The following is a 21,091-nucleotide window of genomic DNA, read 5'->3' as shown; positions in this document are numbered from 1 at the left end:
ATCCTGCAAACGGGCGAACGATGACGGCGATCGATTGGTTCAGCCTTCTGCACCCGGTGCTGATCATCCTGTTCGTCTACCCCGTGGTGGGGGCGACGATCCGGCTGGGGATCCTGGCGAGGGAGCGGCGGTTGAAGATCAACCCCCTGCCGCCCTCGGTAGGGGTGGAGCACGCTGAGCACGGCCGCTGGGTCGCCACCGGGGTGGTGGTGGCGGTTCTGGTGGCGCTGCTGTACTCCTTTTTGAGCAAATTCCTCAACCCCTCCACACCCTTTGACGGCGGCGCTCCGCGCCTGGCCCTGTTGCTGCTGGTGAGCGCCGGCACCCTGGGGAGCCTGCTCGCCCTCTGGCGGGTGAAGAAGCCATGGCTGCGGGCCAGTTTCGCCCTGCTCACCTGGGCAGGCATCCTGGGGCTGGGAAGCCAGGGCGAGATCTGGCGCCTGTCCGACAACCCCCTCAGCGGTGCCTTCTGGAGTTCCCACTACTGGGCCGGGGTCTCGCTGGTGGGTTTGCTTCTGTTCGCCACGGCGGCGAAGCAGGACATCCTGCGCTCGCTGCGAATGCGGCGCCTGCATGTGACGGCCGGGGTGCTTTCGGCCGTGCTGCTGGCGGTGCTGGGGATCACCGGCACCCGCGATCTGCTGGAGATCCCGCTGAGCTGGCAGAAGCCGGTGATCTACGGCTGCAACTTCGAAGCCCGCACCTGCCCAGCCCCGCCCCCGGCCTCCGCAAAGCCGCCCGCCTAGACGCCCGCCAGATCGCCGGCGGCCCGCTCCAGCAGCGCGTCGGCCTGGGCTGGATCGGCGGCTCGCATCAGGGCGTGGCGCAGCTGGGCCGCGCCGGCGAAGCCCTGGCAGGTCCAGCCCATGTGCTTGCGGGCGATCAGCAGACCGTGGTCGCCCTTGGCCGCCACCAGGGCCCGCAGCTGCTCCTGGGCCAGGCGGATGCGTTCGGTGGCCCCCGGTGTGTGGGGCACGGGGCGCCCGCCCAGGGCGGCATCGATCTGGCCCACCAGCCAGGGGGCGCCCATGGTGCCTCGGCCCACCATCACCCCATCGGCGCCGGTTTCCAGCAGGCAGCGCAGGGCGTCCTCGGGGCCTTTGATGTCGCCGTTGGCGATCACCGGGATGGCCAGGGCGGCCTTCACCCGGGCGATCGCCCCCCAGTCGGCGGCACCCGCAAACCCCTGCTCGCGGGTGCGGCCGTGGAGTGTGAGCGCCTGGGCTCCGGCGTTCTCCAGGGCGCGGGCGAAGCCCACCGGATCGGCCGAATCGCCGCACCAGCCCAGGCGGGTTTTCACCGTCACCGGAACACTCACCGCGGCGCTGACTTGCTCAACGATGCGGCAGGCCAGCTCCGGATCACGGATCAGGCCGCTGCCGCCCCCCTTGCGGGCGATCTTGCGCACCGGGCAGCCCATGTTGATGTCGATCAGAAAGGCACCGGCGGCCTCGGCTCGGCGGGCCGCCTCGGCCATGGCGCCGGGGCGGTGATCGAACAGCTGCACGCCGATCGGCCCCTCCTCTTCGCTGATCTCCTCGACCTTTTGGGAGCCGAAGCCCAGCTCCAGGCTGGTGGCGTTCACCATCTCGGTGAACAGCAGGGCGTCCGGGGCCCAGCGGCGCACCAGGGCGCGGAAGATGCGGTCGCTCACCCCGGCCAGGGGCGATTGCAGCACCCGGCAGGCCAGGCTGCGCGGCGTGCCCCGGCCCGGCAGCAGCAGGCCGCCGCGCGCCAGGGCCCGATCGGTCGGCTCGAGGTCGTGGAGCGCCAGGGGGCTCAAGGGACGCGGGGCGAAACAATGGAAGGCCATTCTCCCGCTGCCCCCTGCCGCCGCCCATGGCCCCCAGCTCCTACCCCCTGAGCCGAGCCCTGCTGGAGGCGGCGCTCGCTGACCGGCTCACGGACCGCTTCGTCTGTGAGCTGGTCTGGAGCCGGTTGGGCTACGAGCCGGCGGGAGCTGAGGGGGGCGCGTGGCGCTCCGGAGCGGCGACGCCGCCCGACTGGGCCGAGGCCTACCCCCTGGCCCCCGAGCTGATCGCCGAGCGTCCCCCGAGCGTGCGCCTGACCCGTTCGATTCAGGCGCCCCACAAGCAACTGCTCAAGGAGCAACTCGGCTTTAGCGGTTACCGCATCGGCGAGCTCTACCCCCGCCGCACCCGCCGGGCCACGGCGGTGAACTGGTTGCTGGCCCACCTGGCTGTGCGTGGGGAGCCACTGCCTGAGACCGGCCCCCTGCCGACCCTGCGGGAGCCGCCCGCCGATCCAGCGGCGGAGGATGGCATCGCCCCTCTGTAGGGTCAAGAGACGCAACTGTTGATTGGATCAGGCCTCTTGGCGCTCCCTGTCGTCGCCATTATCGGGCGCCCAAACGTAGGCAAATCCACGCTGGTGAACCGGCTCTGCCGCAGCCGTGAGGCGATCGTGCACGATCAGCCGGGGGTGACGCGGGACCGCACCTACCAGCAAGGCTTCTGGGGGGATCGCACCTTTCGGGTGGTGGACACCGGCGGCCTGGTGTTCGATGACGACAGTGAATTCCTGCCGGAGATCCGCCAGCAGGCCAACCTCGCCCTGGCGGAGGCCACGGTGGCGGTGGTGATCGTCGATGGCCAGCAGGGCCTGACCGCCGCCGATCAGACCATCGCTGAATGGCTGCGGGGCCGTCCGTGCCCTGTGCTGCTGGCGGTGAACAAGTGCGAGTCACCGGACGCGGGCCTGGCGATGGCCGCCGACTTCTGGGCCCTTGGCCTCGGCGAACCCCATCCGATCTCCGCCATCCACGGCGCAGGAACCGGTGATCTGCTCGATCAGGTGATCGCCTTCCTGCCGGCCACCGAGGAGGTGGAAACCGAAGAACCCGTGCAGCTGGCGATCATCGGTCGCCCGAACGTGGGCAAATCCAGCCTCCTCAATGCCATCTGTGGCGAGCAGCGGGCGATCGTGAGCCCGATCCGCGGCACCACCCGCGACACGATCGACACCACCCTCGAGCGCGAGGGCAAGACCTGGAAGCTCCTGGATACGGCGGGCATTCGCCGCCGCCGCAGCGTCAGTTACGGGCCGGAATACTTCGGCATCAACCGAAGCTTCAAGGCGATCGAGCGCTCCGATGTCTGCGTGCTGGTGATCGACGCCCTCGATGGCGTCACCGAGCAGGATCAGCGCCTGGCCGGTCGCATCGAGGAGGACGGCCGCGCCTGCGTGCTGGTGGTCAACAAGTGGGATGCGATCGAGAAGGACAGCCACACCATGTCGGCGATGGAGAAAGAGCTGCGCGCCAAGCTCTACTTCCTCGACTGGGCGCCGATGCTGTTCACCTCCGCCCTCACCGGCCAGCGGGTGGAGAGCATCTTTGCCCTGGCGTTTCTGGCGGTGGAGCAGCACCGCCGCCGGGTCACCACCTCGGTGGTGAACGAGGTGTTGCAGGAGGCGGTGAGCTGGCGCTCACCTCCCACCAGCCGTGGCGGACGCCAGGGGCGCATCTATTACGGCACCCAGGTGGCGATCCGCCCCCCGAGTTTCACGCTGTTCGTGAACGATCCAAAACTCTTCGGTGAGACCTACCGCCGCTACGTGGAGCGCCAGATCCGCGAGGGTCTGGGCTTCGAGGGCTCTCCCCTGAAGCTGTTCTGGCGCGGCAAGCAGCAACGCGACGCCGAACGGGATCTGGCCAAGTCCCAGGGGAAACCGGGCGGTCGTTGATGGACTGGCTCCGGCAGCTCCCCATCGGCCAGTACGTCGATGGCACCAGCAGCTGGCTGCGCCGCCTTGATCCCCGTCTGAAGCTGGCCTGGACCCTGGCCTTCCTGGTCACCCCGATCCTGGCCGGCCCCTGGTGGCGCCTGGCCCTGGTGGGGCTGCTGCTGCTGGTCACCGCCGTCAGTGGCTTGCCCTGGCGCCTTTGGCGGCGCAGCCTGCCCGTGCTGCTGGCCCTGGCCCTGCTGGTGGGCCTGCTCTCCGCCCTGATCCCCGTCGGCGAAACCGTGACCCGCCAGCTCAACCGTCCCCCGACGGAGCTGCTGCTGGAGCCCGTGCCGGCGGGCGGCCCGCCAGCGCAGCGCAGCGGTGAGGCCTGGGAGTTGCTGCGTTGGGGCCCCCTGCGGCTCGGACCCCTGCCCCTGGGCCCCCTGGTGGTCAGTCGCCGCTCGGCGGAGCTGGGGCTGAACGGGGCGACGCTCCTGTTCACCGTGATTCACAGCGCCAACCTGTTGCTGCTCAGCACCCCGCCGGAGGAGCTGGTCTGGGCCCTGAGTTGGTCGATCGGTCCCCTGGGGCGCCTGGGGCTGCCTGTGGAGCGCCTGGGCTTCACCCTGCTGCTGGCGCTGCGCTTCCTGCCCCTGGTGCAGGAGGAGTTCCAGAACCTGCTGCGCTCGGTCTCCACCCGGGCCGTGAACCTGCGGCGCCTGGGCTGGAAGGCCTCCCTGGGGCTGGTGCTGGCCCTGGGGGAGCGGCTGTTGGCCAACGTGCTGCTGCGGGCGGAGCAGGGGGCCGAAGCCCTGTTGGCCCGGGGCGGCCTGTGGATGGCACCCCGGGACTTGCGTCAGGCGCCCAGGGGCTCGGCCTTGCTTGATCTTGGCGGTGGCCTGGCCCTGATCCTGCTGTTCGGTTTGCGGTGGAAGTACGGTGCGCTCTGATCGGTGCCATTCCCTACAGACGACGTGAGCGCAGAGCATTACCTCAATCACCCCACGTTTGGGTTGCTCTACCGCGTGGCCCAGGCCGGTGAAGGCCGGGATCTCTACGCCACCCTCTACGCCCAGCGGATGTTCTTTCTGGTGACGTTGCAGGCGCGGGGGGCCCAGTTCGAGGTGCTCCCCCTGATGGACGCCCGCCACCTGGCCGAGCAGAACCTGGCCCGCTCCCGGAGGGATGGCAGCGAGTCCCACGCCCACTGGCGCCAGCTGTTCGACCAGACCTTCATCTGAGCGGGGACATCGTCGTGGACGGCCTTGCCGCCAGGCTGGATCAGCTGCGCTCGGCCCTGCCCGCCTCGGTGAAGCTGCTGGCGGTCAGCAAGGGGCAGCCCCCGGAAGTGATCCGCGCGGCGGTGGCCCTGGGCCTGCGCAGCTTCGGCGAGAGCCGGCTGCAGGAGGCGCAGGCCAAGCAGGGGGCCCTGGGGGATCTCGAACCGCTCGATTGGCATTTCATCGGCCGCCTGCAGGCCAACAAGGCCCGGGGGGTGCTGCGCCATTTCGGCACGATCCATTCCGTCGACAGCCTGGAGCTGGCCCAGCGCCTGGGGCGCATCGCCGCCGAAGAGGGCCTGAGCCCGGCCGTGTTCCTGCAGGTGAAGTTGCGGCCCGATCCCAGCAAGGGCGGTTTTGATCCTGAAACCCTGCGCCAGCAGTGGCCCGAGCTGGCCGCCCTGGCGCCGCTGCGGCCGGTGGGTCTGATGACCCTGGCGCCCTTGGGGCTGGCGAGCGACGGACGGCTGGCGCTGTTTCGAGACTGCGCTGCGCTGGCGGCGGAGCTGGGGCTTGGCGAGCTCTCGATGGGCATGAGCGGCGACTGGCCCGAGGCGGTGGAGGCGGGCAGCACCTGGGTGCGATTGGGGGGGGCGTTGTTTGGCTCCAGGCAGATGTGAACGGAGTTTCAGGACTCAGTCACACCTTGCAACCCATCCCGTGGGACGCTATTTAGGTTCTGTGACCACAGAGGAATTCAAGGTGTCGTTGTTTTCACGCCTGCGTGCTGTCGTTTCCGGAGACGACTACCTCGATGGTGACTACGACGACGAACTCGATTACGACGCCGAGGAAGGCACCGAAGGAAGTGCGGCAGCTCGCCACCACGGTTCCGGCCTCCCTGGATCCGGCGCCCTGGCGCTGAGCAGCGGTTTTGGAGCCGATGATCCCTTCATCGGCAGCAACGTGATCGGCATGCCGGGCCTGTCTTCCTCGGCGGCGGAGGTCACCTTGATGGAGCCCCGCAGCTTCGATGAAATGCCCCGGGCGATCCAGGCCCTGCGCGAACGCAAGACCGTGATCATCAACCTCACGATGATGGAGCCGGATCAGGCGCAGCGGGCCGTGGATTTCGTCGCCGGTGGCACCTTCGCCATCGACGGCCACCAGGAGCGCGTGGGCGAGAGCATTTTCCTGTTCGCCCCCAGCTGTGTGACCGTGACCACCACCAGCAGCGACGAGGCTTCTTCCCCCACAATTGTTTCCCGGGAGCTGTCCCAGGAGCAGGAGGCCGCCCCCAGCCCCGCCTGGGGCCGCAGCTCCGATCTCAGTGCCGGCCTGGGTGGTTGATCGCCTCAGCGGCCCCTGCCTTTTCCCCTGAGACCCTCGGGGTGATCGGCCTGGGCCGCATGGCCCAGGCCCTGCTGCTGCCTCTGCTCGAGGATGGTCTGATCGCCCCTGGCTCCGTTCGGGCGGCGGTGGCCACGGAGGCCTCGGCCCAGCGGTTGTCGGCGCTCCATGGCCTTGAGGTGACCACCGACCCCAGCCGCGCCTGGAGCGCACCTGTGCTGCTGCTGGCGGTCAAGCCCCAGCAGCTGGAGGCCCTGTCCCCCCCTGCCCCTGCGGCTAGCGCTGCCGGTGGCGCTGCTCCGCTGTTGGTGTCGGTGCTGGCCGGCGTCAGCCTGGCGCGGCTCCAGGCCCGTTTCCCGGGCTGGGCGGTGGTGCGCGCTGTTCCCAACACCCCCTGCCTGGTGCGCGCCGGCCTCACGGCCCTGGCCTGGGATGAGCGCGTCAGCCCCGCCCAGCGCCAGTGGGCGTTGCAGCTGTTTGGCCGGGTGGGGGAGGTGTTCGAGTTGCCGGAGGCCCAGCTGGATGCCTTTCTGGCCCTGACCTCTTCGGGTCCGGCCTTCGTGGCCCTGGTGGCCGAAGCCCTGGCCGATGGGGCGGTGGCGGTCGGGCTGCCCCGGGCGCTCGCCCACCACCTGGCCAGCCGCACCCTGGCGGGCACCGCGGCCCTGCTCAGCGAGCAGGAGCTACACCCCGCTCAGCTCAAGGACATGGTGGCCAGTCCGGGGGGCACCACCATCGCTGGGCTGCGCCGGCTGGAGCAGGCGGGGCTGCGCTCGGCCCTGATCGAGGCGGTGGTGGCCGCAGCCGAGCGCAGCCGATCGTTCGCCTAGGCCCAGTGGAGGGCGGGCCGGGGGCTCAGGGATCGACCTGCCTGGCAGCCCCCAGCTTTGGTTCGCTGCCGGCCAGCAGTCGCTGAATGTTGCTGCGATGCCGCCAGAGCACCAGGGCGGTGGTGAGCAGCGCCAGCAGCAGGTAGGCGGGCCGCAGACCACTGCCCTCGGCGGCAAACGAGCCCAGCATCAGCAGCGGCAGGCTCAGGGCCGCCAACACGCTCGAGAGCGACACGATCCGGCTGACACTGAGCACGGTCAGGAAGATGCCGAAGCAGGCCAGGCCCACCAGGGGCACCAGGCCCAGCAGCATCCCCAGCCCGGTGGCCACCGCCTTGCCCCCCTTGCCGCCCAGCCAGATCGACCAGCTGTGGCCGGCCAGGGCCGCCAGACCGCTCGCCACCACCCACCAGTCGGTGGCGGCTCCCAGGGCCAGCGGCGGCAGCAAGGTTTTGGCCAGCAGCACGGCGGCCGCCCCCTTGAGCACATCGACCAGGAACACCACCAGGGCCGGGCCCTTGCCGACTTCCCGCAGCACGTTGGTGGCGCCCGTGGAGCCGGAACCGTGCTCCCGCAGGTCGATGCCCTTGAGCCAGCGGCCCGCCAGCCAGCCACTGGGAATCGAGCCCAGCAGGTAGCCCGCCAGCAGCGTCAGCAGCAGGGTGATCGGCGCGTTCACAGCAGGTCGTCTTCGAGGGCGAGTTCGGCCGGGCCGGGGGCGAAGGCCAGCCAGAGCGGGAACTGCAGGATGGGAATGTCCACCACCTGCTCGGCCGCATCGACCACGATCAGGGGCAGCTCACCGCGCTCCTCCAGCCGGTCGGCCCGCTCGATCAGGGCATCGGGGCGCTCGAACAGCACGATGCCGCTGTTGGGGCCGAAATCCTCCCGCGCCAGGCCCAGGCAATCCTGCAACCCGCGGCGCCATTCCCCCAGCCGCTCCGGCTCACCCGCCAGCACCAGGGTCTGGAGGCGTTCGCCGTAGAGCTCTCCGAGCACGGCGATGGCGGCGGCGGCCACTAGGGCGTTTCGGTTGCGGCTGCCGCTGCTGGGCTGGGCGCCACGACCCCCCTGGCTCAGGAACCAGTCCTCCAGCAGGGCGGCCCCGGCGGGCTCGAGGGTGCGGCGCAGCTTCCAGGGATCGGCATAGAAGTCGGGCTGCCCCAGGAAGCGCTGGAGCCGCTCGCGGATCAGCGCCTCGTCCTGGCTGAACAGGCCTGCGGCGGCCACGGTGGTGGCGGCCTGCTGGGAGGCCACCGCCGCCGCCTGGGCCTGCTGATCGAGGGGGGAGGGCTGCACCAGCAGCGGCTGGTTCACCAGCTCCATCGATTCCGCCTGGATCACCAGCTCCTGGAGCGCACCCACCAGGTAGTCCTGAAACCCCTTGAGCCGCCGGGCGATCGCATCGGACTGGCCGGCGAAGCTGGCGCCGAGCTCCTGCTGCAGGACAGCGCGCCGGCTTTCGAGCTCCTTGATCTCCGCCTCCAGTGCGGCCCGCCTGTGGCGCAGATCCGCCAGGGCCAGATCCAGCAGCTCGCTCGGGGCGGCGGCTTCTGGCGAGGCTTCAGGGCCCGGCGGCTGGGGGGTCTCAGGATCGACCGGGCCGGGCAGGTCGGAGCCCGGGAACGGGGAATCGACGGGGCCTGTCATCGCACGTGCAGGGCGAGCTGGCGGCGCAGTTCGCTGGCATCAAACAGCACCGGCAGGAAATGGATGCTCTTCTGTTCACGGAAATAGAACAGCACCGGCAGCGGTGTCCAAAACAGGGTCCAGCCCAGCCAGGCGTCGTAGGGGAAACGGCGCAACTCGGTGCTCTGGCGCCAGACCACCAGCGCATCGCCGGTGAACTGCAGCCGCAGCAGGGCGGTCTGCAGCAGCAGGAACAGGCCGAACAGGCCTGTGGCTGAGGCCACCCACAGGGCCGGGCTCCACAGAAGCGTCAGGGGCAGCAGCGCCACTCCCAGCAGCATCACCCCCAACGCGACACCGAAGTGGGGAGCAAGAATCACCCCGGCGCTGGGGTCCGGAGCGCCCAGCGGGGTGGAGGGCGCCTGGGCGGAAGGGACAGTCATGGGATCCATTGTCGTGGTTCGAGTTGTCATCGGCCGACTCGTCATTGGCCGAAGAGCAACTGGGTGAGCACCACGTCCATCAGCGCCACGGTGATCAGAATCATCACCACCGCCCCGGTGGTGCTGGTGCCCACCTCCTTGGGCCCCCCCTTGGTGCTGAGACCCCAGCCGCAGGAGATCACGGCGATCAGCAACCCGAAGACCACCGCCTTGATCAGCATCGAGGGCAGATCGGAGGGCTCCATCCAGGTGCGCACCGAGTTCCAGAACACGGCCGGCGGGATGCCGTAGAGCGCGGTGCTGCTCATCTGACCCGACCAGACCGCCACCGCGAAGAAGAGCAGGCACTGCACCGGCGCCATGATCACCATGGCCATCACCCTGGGCACCACCAGGTATTCGACCGGGTCGGTGCGCAGCATGGTGATCGCGTCGATCTGCTCGGTCACCTTCATGGTTCCCAGCTGGGCGGCATAGGCCGTGGCCACCTTGCCCGTCATCAGGGTGGAGCTGAGCAGCGGGGCGATCTCCCGGGCGAGACCCAGGGCGAGGATGCCCCCCACGGTGGATCCGGCCCCCTGTTTGGTGAGCTCGGCGGCCACCTGGATGTTGAACACGGTGCCGGCAGCCAGGCCGGTGATCAGCACGATCAGGAAGCTGCCGGGGCCGGCCTCCATCATCTGCTCGAACAGATCGTTGACGCTGATGCGCCCCCGGGCGATGGCGGCGACCGCCTGGCCGCCGATCAGGGCGCTGGCCCCCAGGCGCCCTAGCCAGCGGGGCGCTCTCATGGGTGCCCGTGGAGCAGGTGGGCAGCCCGATCCGGCCAGCGCCGCATCACCAGCAGCCCCAGCACCACCATCACCGCCGGGATCAAGCCCATGCACAGGCGGATCGCCACCAGGGCGCTCTGGGGCTGAAGGATCGTCTGGGTGGCCTGGTAGCCGCTGAGGCTCATCAAGTTGCCGAAGAAGAACAGCGCCAGGGAGATGCAGATCTTCTGGGCCAGCACCATCCAGGCGCTGTACTGACCAGCCGGTTTCTCTGGATCGGCGTCGATCGCGTCGGGAAGCAGGGCCCAGGGGATCAGGTAGGCCGTGGAGGCCCCCAGGCCCGCGACCATGATCGTGAGCACCAGCAGGACCAGTCGCAGCAGATTGTCGGGAGAGCCGGTGGGGGTGATCGCTCCGTTCAGGGGGGGCAGCACCATGGCGGCCAGGCAGGCACCGATCCACAGGCCGCAGCCCAGCTTCAGCGCCTGGATCCGGCCGCTGCGGTAGGCCACGGTGTTCCAGATCCACAGGCCCCCCAGGGTGCTGACCATGAAGGGCAGCAGAATCCAGTTGCTCCAGCCCTCCGGCAGGCGCATCACCACGGGCAGATAGATCAGGGCGGCCGTCTGCATCAGTTGCAGGGCACACCAGAGCAGCAGATAAAGGCCCAGCACCCGGATGAACCGACCGTTGGTGGCCACCCGCTTGAGCAGGCGCCTCGTGGTGCCGGGGTGGCTGGTGGGTCGTTGGCAGTGGCGGGCTGCCGGGGCGAGGCCCCAGCCACAGAGGAGAGTGGAGCCGGTGATGATCACCCCAGAGAGCAGGCCCACCTGGAGGTAGCTGCTGGCGTTGGAGTGATCGCGCAGCAGCAGGGCACCGAGCACGATGCCGACCAAGGACGCAATGATCGAACCGGTGAACCGTGCTGTGTTGAGCCGAGTGCGCAGGGAGACATCGGTTGTGAGTTCGGCCGCCAGGGCGGCGTAGGGCAGGTTGACGCAGGTGTAGAGGCTGTTGGCCACCATCGAGATCAAGATGAAGAAGGTGAACTTCATCCAGGGACCGCCTGGCGGCAGCCACCACATCCCCGCCATGGCGATGCCGAGGGGCAGGGCGCTCCAGAGAATCCAGGGCAGGCGGGGGCCTGAGCGGGAGTTGGTCTTGTCGCTCAGCCAGCCCACGATGGGGTCGTTGAGGCCATCCCAGAGCCGGGCGATCATCAGCACCAGCCCTGCCATCCAGGGCGGCAGCCCGGCGGCTGAGGTGTAGAAGATGAACAGGTAGAAACCGATCAGCGAAGCGGCCATGCCGGTGCCGGCATCGCCCAGGCCGTAGGCCCAGAGCAAGCGTTGCCGGGCTCCCCCGCGCAGATCGGCCGCATCAGTGAGGACCCTCGTGCCGCCTTCGCTCAAGAGGCTGGGGATGGGGGCCAAGGGCTGGAGAGCGCACGCAGGCCATAATGCTCCAGCCAGCCGTGGCAGAGCGGCTGTGGCAGGCATCCCCAACCCCGTCCATGGGCTGGTAGGGATGTATCACTGCGGGCGTAGTTTAGTGGTAAAACCTCAGCCTTCCAAGCTGATGATGCGGGTTCGATTCCCGCCGCCCGCTTACTTTTCTCGATAAGGATTTTTCCTTCAAATCCCTTTCTGTCACTGGCTTTCGTGCTGCCAGTGGTTGGCTGGCTTTGGCTGGTCGTGCCAAGCTTTGAGGCCAAACATCTCACATAACGTCTCACATGCCCGCAGCCCTTGCTTGGGAGATTGTCCTGAGGGCAGGCGTGTCCCATTCCCTGTCTCAGCGGGGGTGCCGCCGGGGGTGGACGGTGCTGAATCACCGGGGCCTAACGCGCCTCAACATCGCTGCTGGAGCTGGGGGTGGACGCCGCCGGCAGCTGCTGTTGCCCGTCCCCTGGCAGGGCAACCATGTCGATCAGATCCGCGATGCGGTCGTTGAGGTCTACGACGCCTTTCGGGAGGGGATCGACCCGGAGACCTGTGTGGCCCGGATGGCAGCATCAATCGAGTTTCCAGCGGCTGAGCCTGCTGCAGGGCTTCAGGCTCCCCATCGACCAGGTCGGCTGAAGCGAAGGGGCCTGATCGAGGCGACAGGCCCTCTGGTCTGGCAATCCCTGGTGGAGGACTACCGGAAGTACAAGCTCATCAGCGGCGAGATCAAGGCCTCCACCTGGCACCGGGTGCATCGGCATCACATGCGGCATGTGCTTGCTGCCATGGCCGCGCCTCTTCCGCCTGAGAGCGCCAAGCAGTTGCTCGACTCCCTGGTCCAACTCTGGCCTGATACTCCTGGAGGCCGCACCCGCCAAATCCAAATGCAGTGCACAGCTGCACTGTTGCGGTGGGGGGTTGGTGATCATCGATTGGGGGAGGACTGGGAGCCCCCGCAGGATCTGGCTCCTTTCGTTGGCCGTTCACGCGCGCCCCGGGCGATCACCACTCCTCTTGAGGTGGAGCACATCCTTGCCCTAGTCCTGGCGATCCCCGACCTGCGCTGGCGGTTCGCTTTCCAATTGATGGCCGCCTACGGCCTCCGCCCCGAGGAGCTGCAGCACCTTCAGGTGCGCCAGGGTCGCCTCTGGTGCCTGTACGAGAAGGTCGCCTCTCGCGGCAAGACCAAGCCCCGGGTGCTGCGCCTGCTGCCCTGTGATGACTGGGCTGATGGCTGGCGGCTCGAGGAGCGCTTTCCATCTCAGGAGCTTCCGCCGATGCAGCCGGGCCTCGGTGGGGGCTACTTCGGCCACTACCTGATGAACCGCACCCTCTGGAAGCAGCTGCGGCGGGACTACGAGGCCAGGGGCGAAAAACTCGTGCCCTACTCCTGCCGGCACGGCTACGCCCACCGGGCCCATGTGATCTGTGACCTGCCGCCCAAGGTGGTGGCCGCGGCGATGGGCCACAGCGTGCAGACCCACCTCGCGGCCTACAGCCGCTGGTGCGGCGATGACGTGGTGGATGACGCCTTTGCCAAGGCGCAGCGGCGGCTTCTGGCTTTCTGAAAAACCCATCAGGCTTTCAAAGCCAACTTCTCGAGTCAGTCCATGAGACCTTTTTAAAGACCTTTTCTGCGACCTATGATGGGTGCATAAATCGGTTTGAGCTGTTCATGGCGCATCGCGTGCTGACCGAGACCGCCGTGAGCATCTCGGAACTCAAGAAGAACCCCATGGCCGCGGCGGCGTCCGGGGAAGGCATGCCTGTGGCTGTGCTCAATCGCAACGAGCCGGCTTTCTACTGCGTGCCGGCCAAGGCCTATGAGGAACTGTTGGATCTGGTGGACGACCTGGAGCTGGGTCGCATCGCCGATGCCCGACTGGCAGATGGGCAGGAGCCGGTGCGGGTCAGCCTCGATGCCCTTTGAGCTGGCCTTTCATCCCGAGGCTCTGCGGGAGTGGCACAAGCTGACAGCGGGCATCCGGGAACAGTTCAAGAAGAAGCTGGCAGAACGGCTGATCGAGCCCAGGATGCCGGCCAGCAAGCTGCGGGGCTCAACCGATCGCTACAAGATCAAGCTCCGGGCGGCTGGATTTCGTTTGGTCTACGAGGTGCGCGATCAAGAGTTGCTGGTGCTTGTCGTGGCGGTGGGCAAGCGGGAGCGCAATGCTGCCTACAGGAAGGCAGACCAGCGCTGAGGACCTCCCGCCATGGCTGACTCCAGTTCCTCTGAGCTCGATCAGCTGCGCCTCGAGAACGCCCGGTTGATTGCCCTCCTGGAAACCCATTGCATCGACTGGCAGTCCACTGAGAAGGCGCCATCCACACAGCAGTTTGCATCGGCCGAGCTCCCCGATGCCGCGCCGCGCTCGGCCCAGGAGAAAGTGGCGCTGTTCCGGCGTCTCTTCCGCGGCCGTGAAGATGTCTATGCCCTGCGCTGGCAGAGCAGCAGCAGCGGCCGCTCTGGCTATGCGCCGGCCTGCGCCAATGAGTGGCAGCCGGGGGTTTGCGAAAAGCCGCGGGTTGCCTGCCGCGATTGCAGCCACCGACAGCTGCTGCCCCTCACGGACGTGGCGATCTATGGCCATCTGGCCGGTGAACACACCCTCGGCCTCTACCCGCTGCTGGCGGACGACACCTGCCATCTGCTGGCGGTTGATTTCGATGAGCACGACTGGCGTGACGACGCCCGCGCCTTGCTGCGCTCCTGCCGGGAGCTGGCGGTGCCGGCGGCCCTGGAGATCTCCCGTTCTGGGGAGGGCGCCCATGTGTGGGTGTTCTTCGAGGAGGCGGTGCCGGCGCGGGACGCCCGCCTGCTGGGGGCGGCTCTGATCAGCCATACCTGCAACGCATCGCGCCAGCTGCAGCTGAGCTCCTACGACCGGCTCTTCCCCAACCAGGACTTCATGCCCAAGGGTGGCTTCGGAAATCTGATCGCCCTGCCGCTGCAGAAGGAACCCAGGCAGCGGGGCGGCAGCGTCTTCGTTGACGAGGACCTGCGCCCCTATCCCGATCAGTGGGCCTATCTGGCCTCCATTCAGCGCCAGTCCGTGGCTGGGCTGCAGACCCTGCTCCAAACCTCTACCGGTGGCGCCCATCCCCTCGATCTGCACTTCATTGATGAGGAGGATCTGGCGACTCCATGGAAGGCCGCTGCAACTACCCCGAAAATCAGCGGGCCGCTGCCGGTGTCGATCACGCTCACCCTGGCCGATCGCCTCTATGTGGAGCGACCAGGGCTGCCGCAGCCGCTGCTCAATCGCCTGATCCGCCTTGCCGCCTTTGCCAATCCCGACTTTTACAAAGCCCAGGCGATGCGCTTTTCGGTATGGGATAAACCGCGGGTGATCGGCTGCGCTGAGAACTTCCCCCAACACATCGCCCTGCCGCGTGGCTGCCTGGAGCCGGTGCAGACTTTGCTTCGCGAACAGGGGATCCATTGCGATCTGGTGGATGGGCGCCAAAGCGGCTTACCCCTTGAACTTGCCTTTGCGGGCCAGCTGCGTGACGACCAGGAGGCGGCGGTGGAAGCGATGCTGCGCCACGACATCGGCGTGCTGCAGGCGCCGACGGCCTTCGGAAAAACCGTTGTGGCAGCTGCGATCCTGGCTCGCCGAGGGGTGAACACTCTGGTGCTGGTGCATCGCTCGGAGCTGCTGCGTCAGTGGCAGGAACGGCTCCAGACCTTCCTGGAGGCACCACCGGAGACGATCGGCTGCATTGGTGGCGGTAAGGCGAAACCCACTGGGCGACTCGATATTGCCGTGATGCAATCGCTGGTGCGCAAGGGGGAGGTGAATCCGCTGGTGCAGAACTACGGGCAGGTGATCGTCGATGAATGCCACCACATCGCCGCCGCCTCATTTGAGGCCATTCTCCGTCAGGTCAAGGCCCGTTACGTGCTGGGGCTATCGGCCACTTTGATTCGCCGCGACGGCCTGCAGCCGATCCTGTTCATGCAGTGCGGCCCCATCCGCCATACCGCTGAGCGGCCCGCCGGGGCGCCCCATATTTTGGAACTGGTGAGCCGCAGCCATGAGCTCCGGGGGCTGCCCACCGATCTGCCGATTCAGGATCTGATGCGCCGGCTGGCGGAAGATCAGCAGCGCACCGACCGGATCGTTGCCGAGGCCCTGGCCGCCTGGCGTGAGGGCCGCAAGCTGCTGCTGCTGAGCGAGCGCACCCACCACATCACGGCGATTGCTGCCGCTCTCGAAACCCAGGTGCCGGAGCTGTTCCTGCTGCATGGCCGCCTGAGCGCACGGCAACGCAGCGCCACCCTCGCTGCGCTGGAGGAGCTACCGCCGGAGTCGGCCCGCATCGTGCTGGCCACCGGGCGACTGGTGGGTGAAGGCTTCGATCACCCGCCGCTCGACACCCTGCTTCTGGCGATGCCCGTGTCCTGGAAGGGCACCCTGCAGCAGTACGCGGGCCGGCTGAATCGGCAGCAAGCAGGTAAGAGCAGCGTGCGGATCATTGATTGGCTCGATCTCGGTCACCCTGTGACGCAACGCATGTGGGAGCGACGGCTGCGCGGGTATCGGGCCATGGGATACGAGCTGGTCTCCGCTCAATAGCCCATGCCGAGCACTTGGGCCATCAGGGGTCTGCTGGCTGGTGAGCTCGTGAACCGGCACCTAGGAGACCGCATTGCCCTGGGCCATCTGCACCAGGATTCCCTGCAGCAATTCCAGAACCAAGGCCGGGATCGGCACGGATGCGCGCTTGCCATTTTCCAGTTCAAGGGAGAGGCTGACTCGCCGCAGCCCATGGGTATCCCGGAACCGGGCGAGATCGCGCAGGCTGGCCCCTGCGGCCTCGGCGGCCTCTGCCGAGGGGACCACCGGCTCACCGGAACTGGGGAGACCGACTGCCATGGGCAGAAGGAGGAACAGGCTTTCCGAACCGTCCTGTGCCTGCTTGAGCCCATGGGTGCTCTCGTGGCTTCCCGCTCAGCGGCTATGCGTCTGCGGTTGCTCGCCCCCGTGGTGATGGCAGCCGCACCGGCCCCTTGTCATGCGAGCCGTTTTATTGAGATGACAGCAACCACGTCGCTCAGCTGCTGGCCAAGCTTTCGTGCTGCCATCAACCCAGCGTTGGGCGCACCAGCTCGAACATCTCCCCCAGGCGCGTGTAGTCGTTTAAGGCCAACTTGCCCACCGGGCGGAGGGCTTCCGCAGAAGCGGTACCGGAGGGGCCTAGGCAACGCTCCTGCACGTGCAGCATCACCACTTGGCCCAGCACCATGGTGAACGTGGTGCCGGGCACGGGGATCAGCTTGAGCAGCTCACACTCCAGGCAGGCGGCGGCATCCCGCAGGCGTGGGGCCGCTATCCGGCTGCTTGGCACAGCCGCCAGAGCAGCGGCCTCGAATTCATTGGTGCCGGCTGGGTAATCGGTGGCTGTGATGTTCATGGCCCCGGCGAGCCGCTCATCCACCACATGAACCGCCAAGCAGCGGGTCTGGCGAATATTCCGCAGGGTGTCCTTTTCCCGGTCGCGTCTGGCACCGATCGACAGCATCAACACAGCCGGCTGATCACTCACGGCATTGAAGAAACTGAACGGCGCCAGGTTGGGTTGCCCCTCGCTGCTGATGGTGCTCACCCAGGCAATCGGCCGAGGCACCACCAGGCTGGTGCAAAGCCTGTAGAGCGCCCCGCCATCCAGGCTGTCTGGGTCAATGGAGCGAATCGGCTCGGCTTCGAGCATCGACGGGCCGATCTCGGGGAAACACAATGCTGCAGCAACCACGCTGCCCTTGAGATTCGGCTGTGGCGAGGGCCTGTTGGTGCTCATCAACAGCCGGTTGCCTTATGCCAGCCGCTCGATCTGAAATGGCCGCGAGGCATTCAGCAGTTCAGCAGGCCACTGGGCGCTCTGGTGCGTGCCCTACAGCTGCAAATTGCGCCGGCTCCAGCCGGTGATCGTGGCCTCCACGTTCTCGAGATGCCACTGCAGCGGGCCTCGGCCCTTGGTGCTGGCACGGCGCGGTGGAGGTGGTGCTTTCTGAATGCGATCCAGGGCAAGCAAGCAAAGCTGGATTGGCTGCTGTTGGATCGGCCATTCAGACGCAATACAATGTGGTGCATGAAGAGCTGCTCCCTGACGATCCGCCTGGAAGAAAAGCTGGAGCAGGAGCTGGAAGCTGCCTGCGCTGAAACCGGCCGCTCCCGCGGCGACATCGTGCGGGACGCCCTGCGCCGGCAGCTTCAGCTGATGCGCTTTGAGCGCTTGCGGCGCCAGGCCCTGCCTTTTGGCGAGGCGGCCGGCTGGCTCACTGATGACGACGTGTTCGCTGCCATCTCCTGATCGGCGTGCGGGTTTTCTTCGACACCAACGTGCTGGTGAGTGCTTTTCTGGCCCGTGGCCTGTGCTCCGATCTGCTGCGGTTGGTGCTCACCGAACACACCCTGGTGAGCAGCGAGGTGGTGCTGGATGAGCTCAGGGATGTTCTGGGCCGCAAAGGCCGACTGCCGCCGGCCCAGATAGAAGCCATTGAGAAGCTCCTTCGCGACCAGCCTGTTGGGGCAAGACCCCCGGAGCATCTGGAGCTTGGGCTCGTTGACGCAGACGACGAATGGGTTGTGGCCAGTGCCGTTTTGATCGAGGCAGACCTGTTCGTGACCGGCGATCAAGGCGTGCTGGCCTGCAGCCGGCCACCCTTACCCATTCTCAATCCACGGGCCTGTTGGGAACAGTTACGCGGGCCTGGCTCATGACATGGCCATGCTCGTCATCCCGAATTGCTATCCCCACAGGTTCTTCCTGCTCCAGCCTGTGATGGTGGCCTCGACGTTGTCCAAGTGCCATTGCAATGGCCCTCGGCCCTTGGTGCAGCCCCAGCGGCGGTAGTGCTTGCCGGGAACCAGCACCCCCCTCAGCCGCAGCTGGCGAAGGGTCTCACGGCTCATGCCCATGGCTGCGCATGCCTCTGCTGTCGTCACCCAAACCCGTTGACGGGTTGGCGTTGTCGGGGTTTCCATCAGCTTCCTGCGAACTGAGCCCGGAAGCGCTTGAGGGTGTCGAGCAGCCAGGAGCGGCGGTAGCTCTTCACCTGCCGGGGAGCGCCATCGACGAATTGTTGGCGGCAGGGCGGCTCTTGGCCGAACTCCTGGCGATAGGCCTGAGCCACGAGCTTTCCTGCTGAGCAGAACTTCGTGCGCGGCAGCACCTGCTGGAACACCTCCAGCCAGGCATCACCCAGGGTCAGCTCGTCGTCTGCAGCGATGGCGGGCAACATCCCCGAGCTCGCGGTGAGCACGTTGCTGCGCACGATGTCCTTGAACAGGAGCTCGTCGCGCTGATCCAGACCGCCGAGCCGCTCGAAAAGCCCGATACTGATCTCCACCAAGGCGATCACCTCGGCTTCCCTGAGTCTGGGATGGGGTGTCACCACCGGTGCCGGTTGAGCCTGCTGGACGCTCTCCAAGAACCAGCCGTCCATCCACACCGCGAAGGGTGCGCTGATCCAGCGAGCCAGGTCGACCGCGACCTGGGGATGGACCCAGGTTCCGCCGCCGCCCGCACCGCCTGAGCGGGACTCCACAAGAGCGTGGACGGAAATTCCGGCCACGCTTTCCAGGGCGTCCAGATAGTGCTGGCACCGATCCGATTCGCGGTAGTCCTTCCACCGCTTGCCGTTGGCTTTGCACATCGCCGTGGCATTGACGTAGCCATCCGTCGTTCGGCGGCTGATCGGTGTCCCTTCCCACGAGCGGGTCACCAACTCGAAGGACGCCGGAGAGGAAACGATGCTCTTCATCGGTATGGATGCGGTGTGACGGAAAAAGTCCCGGCTGCAGCGGTGCCGGCTTCTGGGCGGAAGGCGTTGGTGGCCGGGGTCAGCCGTGGCGGAACAGGACCGGCGATCACCAGCAGCAGGGTGCTCAGCTGGAAAACCAGGACCAGCAGCACCAACCGGTAGAGCCCCCGCAGGCTGCTCACAGAAACGGTGGTGGTGGGCCGGCGCGTGCGGCAGAAAGCTGGTAGCTGGGGTTTGCCCCCCTGGGGCCGGGCACCACCTACGCCGCCGCGGATGCTGTGGAGGTGGGTCATCAGAACGGTGCCTCCTCGTCGTCATCGGCGGCCCAGCTGCTGGAGCCGGAGTCGGTGGATGTGTTGACCGCGGAGTAGCCATCCAGCTCGTCGAAGCCGTCGGTGGGATCCACCTGCTCGTAGGGCACGAAGTCGACGACCTGGACGGCCCTGGGCTGGAAGGTCATGCCGCAGCCGTTCTCGCCGTCCCAGTCGTAGATGTCGAAGGCGACGATCACCTTGGAGCCGTTGCCGATGGCGGCCCCATCCCAGGGCTGCTTTTTGGAATCGACGATGCGGGGCCCCTCGGAGAGGGAGCCATCGCGCCGCTGAAACTGCGGCACCTTGAAGCGCACCACGGTGAGCTCGCTGGGCTTGTCCTTGTCGGCCTTCCAGGGGAAGCCCTTCTCCGCTCGGCGTTTGCGGCTGCCATGCAGGGCGATGAACTGATCCTCCATCGCCAGCAGGAAGGATTGCGCCCTCTCGTCGCTATTGGGTAGCAGCAGATCGCAGGTCCAGGCCAGCGGTTTGCTCTTGTCGAGCTGATGCCTGGGGGTGATCAGGTGGGCCCAGCGCACTGCGGCGAGGGGCGTGCGGAACAGGTCCTTAGCCATGGTGTGAATCCTGTGAAACGGTCGGTTGATCGAAGGGAGGAAGCGGCGGCAGGCCAAAGCGCTCACGCAGCAGGTGGTGCACCGCTCCGCTGGCGGAGAGGTTGCGGGCCTCCATCAGCTCGCGGATCCGCAGGTAGACGTCGGTGCGCACCTGGGTCTGGATGAAGTGGCGGCCGGCCAGTGAGCGGGGCTGCTCGCCGTAGCGACGGGGGGGCCTGGGGCGATGGCTCAGGCTCATGGGGCGCACGGCGTGGGAACGACCTCCGGCTCCTGGCCCTGGCATTCCTCGAGGAAGCGCTCGATGAAGTCGCCGTGCTGGCGCTGGGTGATGCGATCGCCTATCGAGCGGGCACTGCGGGGCACCTGGAAGTGCTCACGGAACGCATTGGTGAGCTCGCGGCGAACGGCCGGCGGCAGATCCAGCACCTGGCGGTGGTAGCCGCTGATCTCCTCGGGCGTCAGCGGGAGCAGTGCTGGGTCGCCACCTTCATCGGGGCTACCGCTGCTGCTGGGCGGGGCCTCGGCCAGCTGGACTGATGCTTGGGCCTCCTCAACGGGCTCCGGCCGAGCCACAGCCATCAGTGGGCCGCCAGACTTGTCAGCCCCACTCAGTTCTTCACTGTCACAGGGCTTTGCAGCCTGAGCCTCTGGGGACACAGGAATGCCCAGCAGCATGGCCAGCATCAAGCCGGTCATTCCAGGCAGATCGCCGGTTTCCTCGACCCAAGCCTCACTGTTGAGCTCAGCGCCAGCGGCGTGCCTCACCGTGACCTGCAGCCTGGAGCGGCCCTGCTGCTCGTCCAGTTGGGCGGACCAGCCGATGCCCTGGCGGAAGGCAGGGCGTGCAGCCTCCACGACGGCGCCCAGGTCGGGGCAGGGGATGGCGGAAACCTCGGCCTGAAAGCAGGCCATGGCGTGGGTGAGCTGTTGCTCCGGGGGGTGATGAGACTGGGCCTCCAAGAGCCTGGCTGGTGTGACCATGAGGAATCAGATCGGGCGGTTGCCCGCTGATCGTGATCTTAGAACTCTTTACTGAAAGCCGCATTAGCAGCGGCTGTTA

The 21,091-nt window shown here is 67.3% G+C and carries 29 protein-coding genes and 1 tRNA gene; 15 read left to right on the top strand and 15 right to left on the bottom strand.

The genetic code is table 11. The features are described from left to right. Positions 1 to 20 precede the first annotated feature (20 nt). On the top strand, positions 21 to 746 hold the full coding sequence (locus KBZ13_RS02650) for a DUF4079 domain-containing protein (protein ID WP_255005737.1): 726 nt from the start codon (positions 21 to 23) through the stop codon (positions 744 to 746). Here the strand turns inward: KBZ13_RS02650 and dusB are convergent. After that, the gene (dusB, locus tag KBZ13_RS02645) at positions 743 to 1,813 is read right to left on the bottom strand and encodes a tRNA dihydrouridine synthase DusB (RefSeq protein WP_255005735.1); all 1,071 of its coding nucleotides are present in this window, start codon (positions 1,811 to 1,813) and stop codon (positions 743 to 745) included. The two genes, KBZ13_RS02650 and dusB, sit on opposite strands and share 4 nt — an antisense overlap. 26 nt (positions 1,814 to 1,839) lie before the next feature. Here dusB and KBZ13_RS02640 point away from each other — a divergent pair, with 26 nt between their 5' ends. From KBZ13_RS02640 to proC, 7 genes are all read left to right on the top strand, one after another. Next, positions 1,840 to 2,298, top strand: coding sequence for a DUF1823 family protein (locus tag KBZ13_RS02640; RefSeq protein WP_255005727.1), 459 nt, complete (start codon positions 1,840 to 1,842; stop codon positions 2,296 to 2,298). Positions 2,299 to 2,334: 36 nt separating this feature from the next. Continuing rightward, positions 2,335 to 3,705 carry a ribosome biogenesis GTPase Der gene (der, locus tag KBZ13_RS02635; protein ID WP_255005726.1) on the top strand — a complete coding sequence of 457 codons (1,371 nt, stop codon included), beginning with the start codon at positions 2,335 to 2,337 and terminating at the stop codon, positions 3,703 to 3,705. Then, positions 3,705 to 4,637, top strand: a complete 933-nt coding sequence (locus KBZ13_RS02630) for a CbiQ family ECF transporter T component (RefSeq protein ID WP_255005723.1) — start codon at positions 3,705 to 3,707, stop codon at positions 4,635 to 4,637. The genes der and KBZ13_RS02630 overlap by 1 nt, the downstream gene beginning before the upstream one ends. A 24-nt stretch (positions 4,638 to 4,661) precedes the next feature. Further along, positions 4,662 to 4,928, top strand: coding sequence for a PipX family protein (locus tag KBZ13_RS02625; RefSeq protein ID WP_255005721.1), 267 nt, complete (start codon positions 4,662 to 4,664; stop codon positions 4,926 to 4,928). Positions 4,929 to 4,936: 8 nt separating this feature from the next. Further along, on the top strand, positions 4,937 to 5,587 hold the full coding sequence (locus KBZ13_RS02620; protein WP_255005897.1) for a YggS family pyridoxal phosphate-dependent enzyme: 651 nt from the start codon (positions 4,937 to 4,939) through the stop codon (positions 5,585 to 5,587). A gap of 82 nt (positions 5,588 to 5,669) precedes the next feature. Beyond that, the gene (locus KBZ13_RS02615; RefSeq protein WP_255005890.1) at positions 5,670 to 6,257 is read left to right on the top strand and encodes a cell division protein SepF; all 588 of its coding nucleotides are present in this window, start codon (positions 5,670 to 5,672) and stop codon (positions 6,255 to 6,257) included. Continuing rightward, positions 6,257 to 7,087, top strand: a complete 831-nt coding sequence (gene proC, locus KBZ13_RS02610; protein WP_315859592.1) for a pyrroline-5-carboxylate reductase — start codon at positions 6,257 to 6,259, stop codon at positions 7,085 to 7,087. Before KBZ13_RS02615 ends, proC begins: the two co-directional genes overlap by 1 nt. Before the next feature lie 25 nt (positions 7,088 to 7,112). Here proC and plsY read toward each other — a convergent pair whose 3' ends face one another. Genes plsY through KBZ13_RS02585 form a run of 5 tightly spaced genes read right to left on the bottom strand, consistent with a single transcriptional unit; the run spans position 7,113 to position 11,365 of the window. After that, the gene (plsY, locus tag KBZ13_RS02605; RefSeq protein ID WP_255005712.1) at positions 7,113 to 7,766 is read right to left on the bottom strand and encodes a glycerol-3-phosphate 1-O-acyltransferase PlsY; all 654 of its coding nucleotides are present in this window, start codon (positions 7,764 to 7,766) and stop codon (positions 7,113 to 7,115) included. Then, positions 7,763 to 8,737 carry a DUF3086 domain-containing protein gene (locus KBZ13_RS02600; protein WP_255005706.1) on the bottom strand — a complete coding sequence of 325 codons (975 nt, stop codon included), beginning with the start codon at positions 8,735 to 8,737 and terminating at the stop codon, positions 7,763 to 7,765. The genes plsY and KBZ13_RS02600 overlap by 4 nt, the downstream gene beginning before the upstream one ends. Then, positions 8,734 to 9,159 carry a DUF3119 family protein gene (locus KBZ13_RS02595; protein WP_255005705.1) on the bottom strand — a complete coding sequence of 142 codons (426 nt, stop codon included), beginning with the start codon at positions 9,157 to 9,159 and terminating at the stop codon, positions 8,734 to 8,736. Before KBZ13_RS02595 ends, KBZ13_RS02600 begins: the two co-directional genes overlap by 4 nt. Before the next feature lie 41 nt (positions 9,160 to 9,200). After that, positions 9,201 to 9,950, bottom strand: a complete 750-nt coding sequence (locus KBZ13_RS02590; protein ID WP_255005703.1) for an MlaE family ABC transporter permease — start codon at positions 9,948 to 9,950, stop codon at positions 9,201 to 9,203. Beyond that, positions 9,947 to 11,365 (bottom strand): MFS transporter, encoded by a 1,419-nt coding sequence (locus tag KBZ13_RS02585; RefSeq protein ID WP_255005702.1) that lies wholly within the window; start codon positions 11,363 to 11,365, stop codon positions 9,947 to 9,949. The genes KBZ13_RS02590 and KBZ13_RS02585 overlap by 4 nt, the downstream gene beginning before the upstream one ends. Before the next feature lie 104 nt (positions 11,366 to 11,469). Between KBZ13_RS02585 and KBZ13_RS02580 the strand changes: the two genes are divergently transcribed. From KBZ13_RS02580 to KBZ13_RS02560, 5 genes are all read left to right on the top strand, one after another. Continuing rightward, positions 11,470 to 11,540: transfer RNA gene (locus tag KBZ13_RS02580), tRNA-Gly, on the top strand. Between the two features lie 169 nt (positions 11,541 to 11,709). Then, positions 11,710 to 12,945, top strand: coding sequence for a hypothetical protein (locus tag KBZ13_RS02575; RefSeq protein WP_255005701.1), 1,236 nt, complete (start codon positions 11,710 to 11,712; stop codon positions 12,943 to 12,945). Between the two features lie 107 nt (positions 12,946 to 13,052). After that, positions 13,053 to 13,307: a type II toxin-antitoxin system Phd/YefM family antitoxin gene (locus tag KBZ13_RS02570; protein ID WP_255005694.1), complete on the top strand. Its 255-nt coding sequence runs from the start codon at positions 13,053 to 13,055 to the stop codon at positions 13,305 to 13,307. After that, a complete protein-coding gene (locus tag KBZ13_RS02565) occupies positions 13,297 to 13,578 on the top strand; it encodes a type II toxin-antitoxin system RelE family toxin (RefSeq protein WP_255005692.1) in 282 nt (93 codons plus the stop codon). Before KBZ13_RS02570 ends, KBZ13_RS02565 begins: the two co-directional genes overlap by 11 nt. 12 nt (positions 13,579 to 13,590) lie before the next feature. Next, entirely contained in the window at positions 13,591 to 15,957 is a 2,367-nt protein-coding gene (locus KBZ13_RS02560) for a TOTE conflict system archaeo-eukaryotic primase domain-containing protein (RefSeq protein WP_255005690.1), read from the top strand. A gap of 60 nt (positions 15,958 to 16,017) precedes the next feature. Here the strand turns inward: KBZ13_RS02560 and KBZ13_RS02555 are convergent, their stop codons facing one another. From KBZ13_RS02555 to KBZ13_RS02545, 3 genes are all read right to left on the bottom strand, one after another. After that, the gene (locus KBZ13_RS02555) at positions 16,018 to 16,257 is read right to left on the bottom strand and encodes a hypothetical protein (protein ID WP_255005681.1); all 240 of its coding nucleotides are present in this window, start codon (positions 16,255 to 16,257) and stop codon (positions 16,018 to 16,020) included. Between the two features lie 208 nt (positions 16,258 to 16,465). Continuing rightward, positions 16,466 to 17,179 (bottom strand): flavin reductase family protein, encoded by a 714-nt coding sequence (locus tag KBZ13_RS02550; protein ID WP_255005679.1) that lies wholly within the window; start codon positions 17,177 to 17,179, stop codon positions 16,466 to 16,468. A 93-nt stretch (positions 17,180 to 17,272) separates the two neighbouring features. Continuing rightward, positions 17,273 to 17,413 carry a hypothetical protein gene (locus tag KBZ13_RS02545; RefSeq protein WP_255005677.1) on the bottom strand — a complete coding sequence of 47 codons (141 nt, stop codon included), beginning with the start codon at positions 17,411 to 17,413 and terminating at the stop codon, positions 17,273 to 17,275. Positions 17,414 to 17,470: 57 nt separating this feature from the next. Here KBZ13_RS02545 and KBZ13_RS02540 point away from each other — a divergent pair, with 57 nt between their 5' ends. After that, positions 17,471 to 17,692, top strand: a complete 222-nt coding sequence (locus KBZ13_RS02540) for a ribbon-helix-helix protein, CopG family (RefSeq protein WP_255005676.1) — start codon at positions 17,471 to 17,473, stop codon at positions 17,690 to 17,692. Between the two features lie 5 nt (positions 17,693 to 17,697). Then, complete coding sequence (locus tag KBZ13_RS02535) at positions 17,698 to 18,102, top strand: putative toxin-antitoxin system toxin component, PIN family (protein ID WP_255005672.1); 405 nt, start codon at positions 17,698 to 17,700, stop codon at positions 18,100 to 18,102. 27 nt (positions 18,103 to 18,129) lie between these two features. Here the strand turns inward: KBZ13_RS02535 and KBZ13_RS02530 are convergent, their stop codons facing one another. The 6 genes from KBZ13_RS02530 to KBZ13_RS02505 all read right to left on the bottom strand — a co-directional run bounded on the left by KBZ13_RS02530 (position 18,130) and on the right by KBZ13_RS02505 (position 21,012). Continuing rightward, the gene (locus tag KBZ13_RS02530) at positions 18,130 to 18,294 is read right to left on the bottom strand and encodes a hypothetical protein (protein ID WP_255005670.1); all 165 of its coding nucleotides are present in this window, start codon (positions 18,292 to 18,294) and stop codon (positions 18,130 to 18,132) included. 71 nt (positions 18,295 to 18,365) lie between these two features. After that, complete coding sequence (locus KBZ13_RS02525; RefSeq protein WP_255005668.1) at positions 18,366 to 19,106, bottom strand: KilA-N domain-containing protein; 741 nt, start codon at positions 19,104 to 19,106, stop codon at positions 18,366 to 18,368. A gap of 35 nt (positions 19,107 to 19,141) precedes the next feature. Further along, a complete protein-coding gene (locus KBZ13_RS02520) occupies positions 19,142 to 19,438 on the bottom strand; it encodes a hypothetical protein (protein WP_255005666.1) in 297 nt (98 codons plus the stop codon). Further along, positions 19,438 to 20,031: a hypothetical protein gene (locus KBZ13_RS02515; RefSeq protein WP_255005664.1), complete on the bottom strand. Its 594-nt coding sequence runs from the start codon at positions 20,029 to 20,031 to the stop codon at positions 19,438 to 19,440. The genes KBZ13_RS02520 and KBZ13_RS02515 overlap by 1 nt, the downstream gene beginning before the upstream one ends. After that, a complete protein-coding gene (locus tag KBZ13_RS02510; protein ID WP_255005662.1) occupies positions 20,024 to 20,269 on the bottom strand; it encodes a hypothetical protein in 246 nt (81 codons plus the stop codon). Before KBZ13_RS02510 ends, KBZ13_RS02515 begins: the two co-directional genes overlap by 8 nt. Continuing rightward, positions 20,266 to 21,012 carry a hypothetical protein gene (locus KBZ13_RS02505; RefSeq protein ID WP_255005661.1) on the bottom strand — a complete coding sequence of 249 codons (747 nt, stop codon included), beginning with the start codon at positions 21,010 to 21,012 and terminating at the stop codon, positions 20,266 to 20,268. Before KBZ13_RS02505 ends, KBZ13_RS02510 begins: the two co-directional genes overlap by 4 nt. Between the last annotated feature and the right edge of the window lie 79 nt (positions 21,013 to 21,091).

Origin of the sequence: Cyanobium sp. ATX 6F1, from assembly GCF_024346315.1 — a bacterium.
Lineage (GTDB): Bacteria > Cyanobacteriota > Cyanobacteriia > PCC-6307 > Cyanobiaceae > ATX-6F1.
Note: the sequence above shows the minus strand (reverse complement) of the source record. Positions and strands in the feature narration are given on the sequence as shown.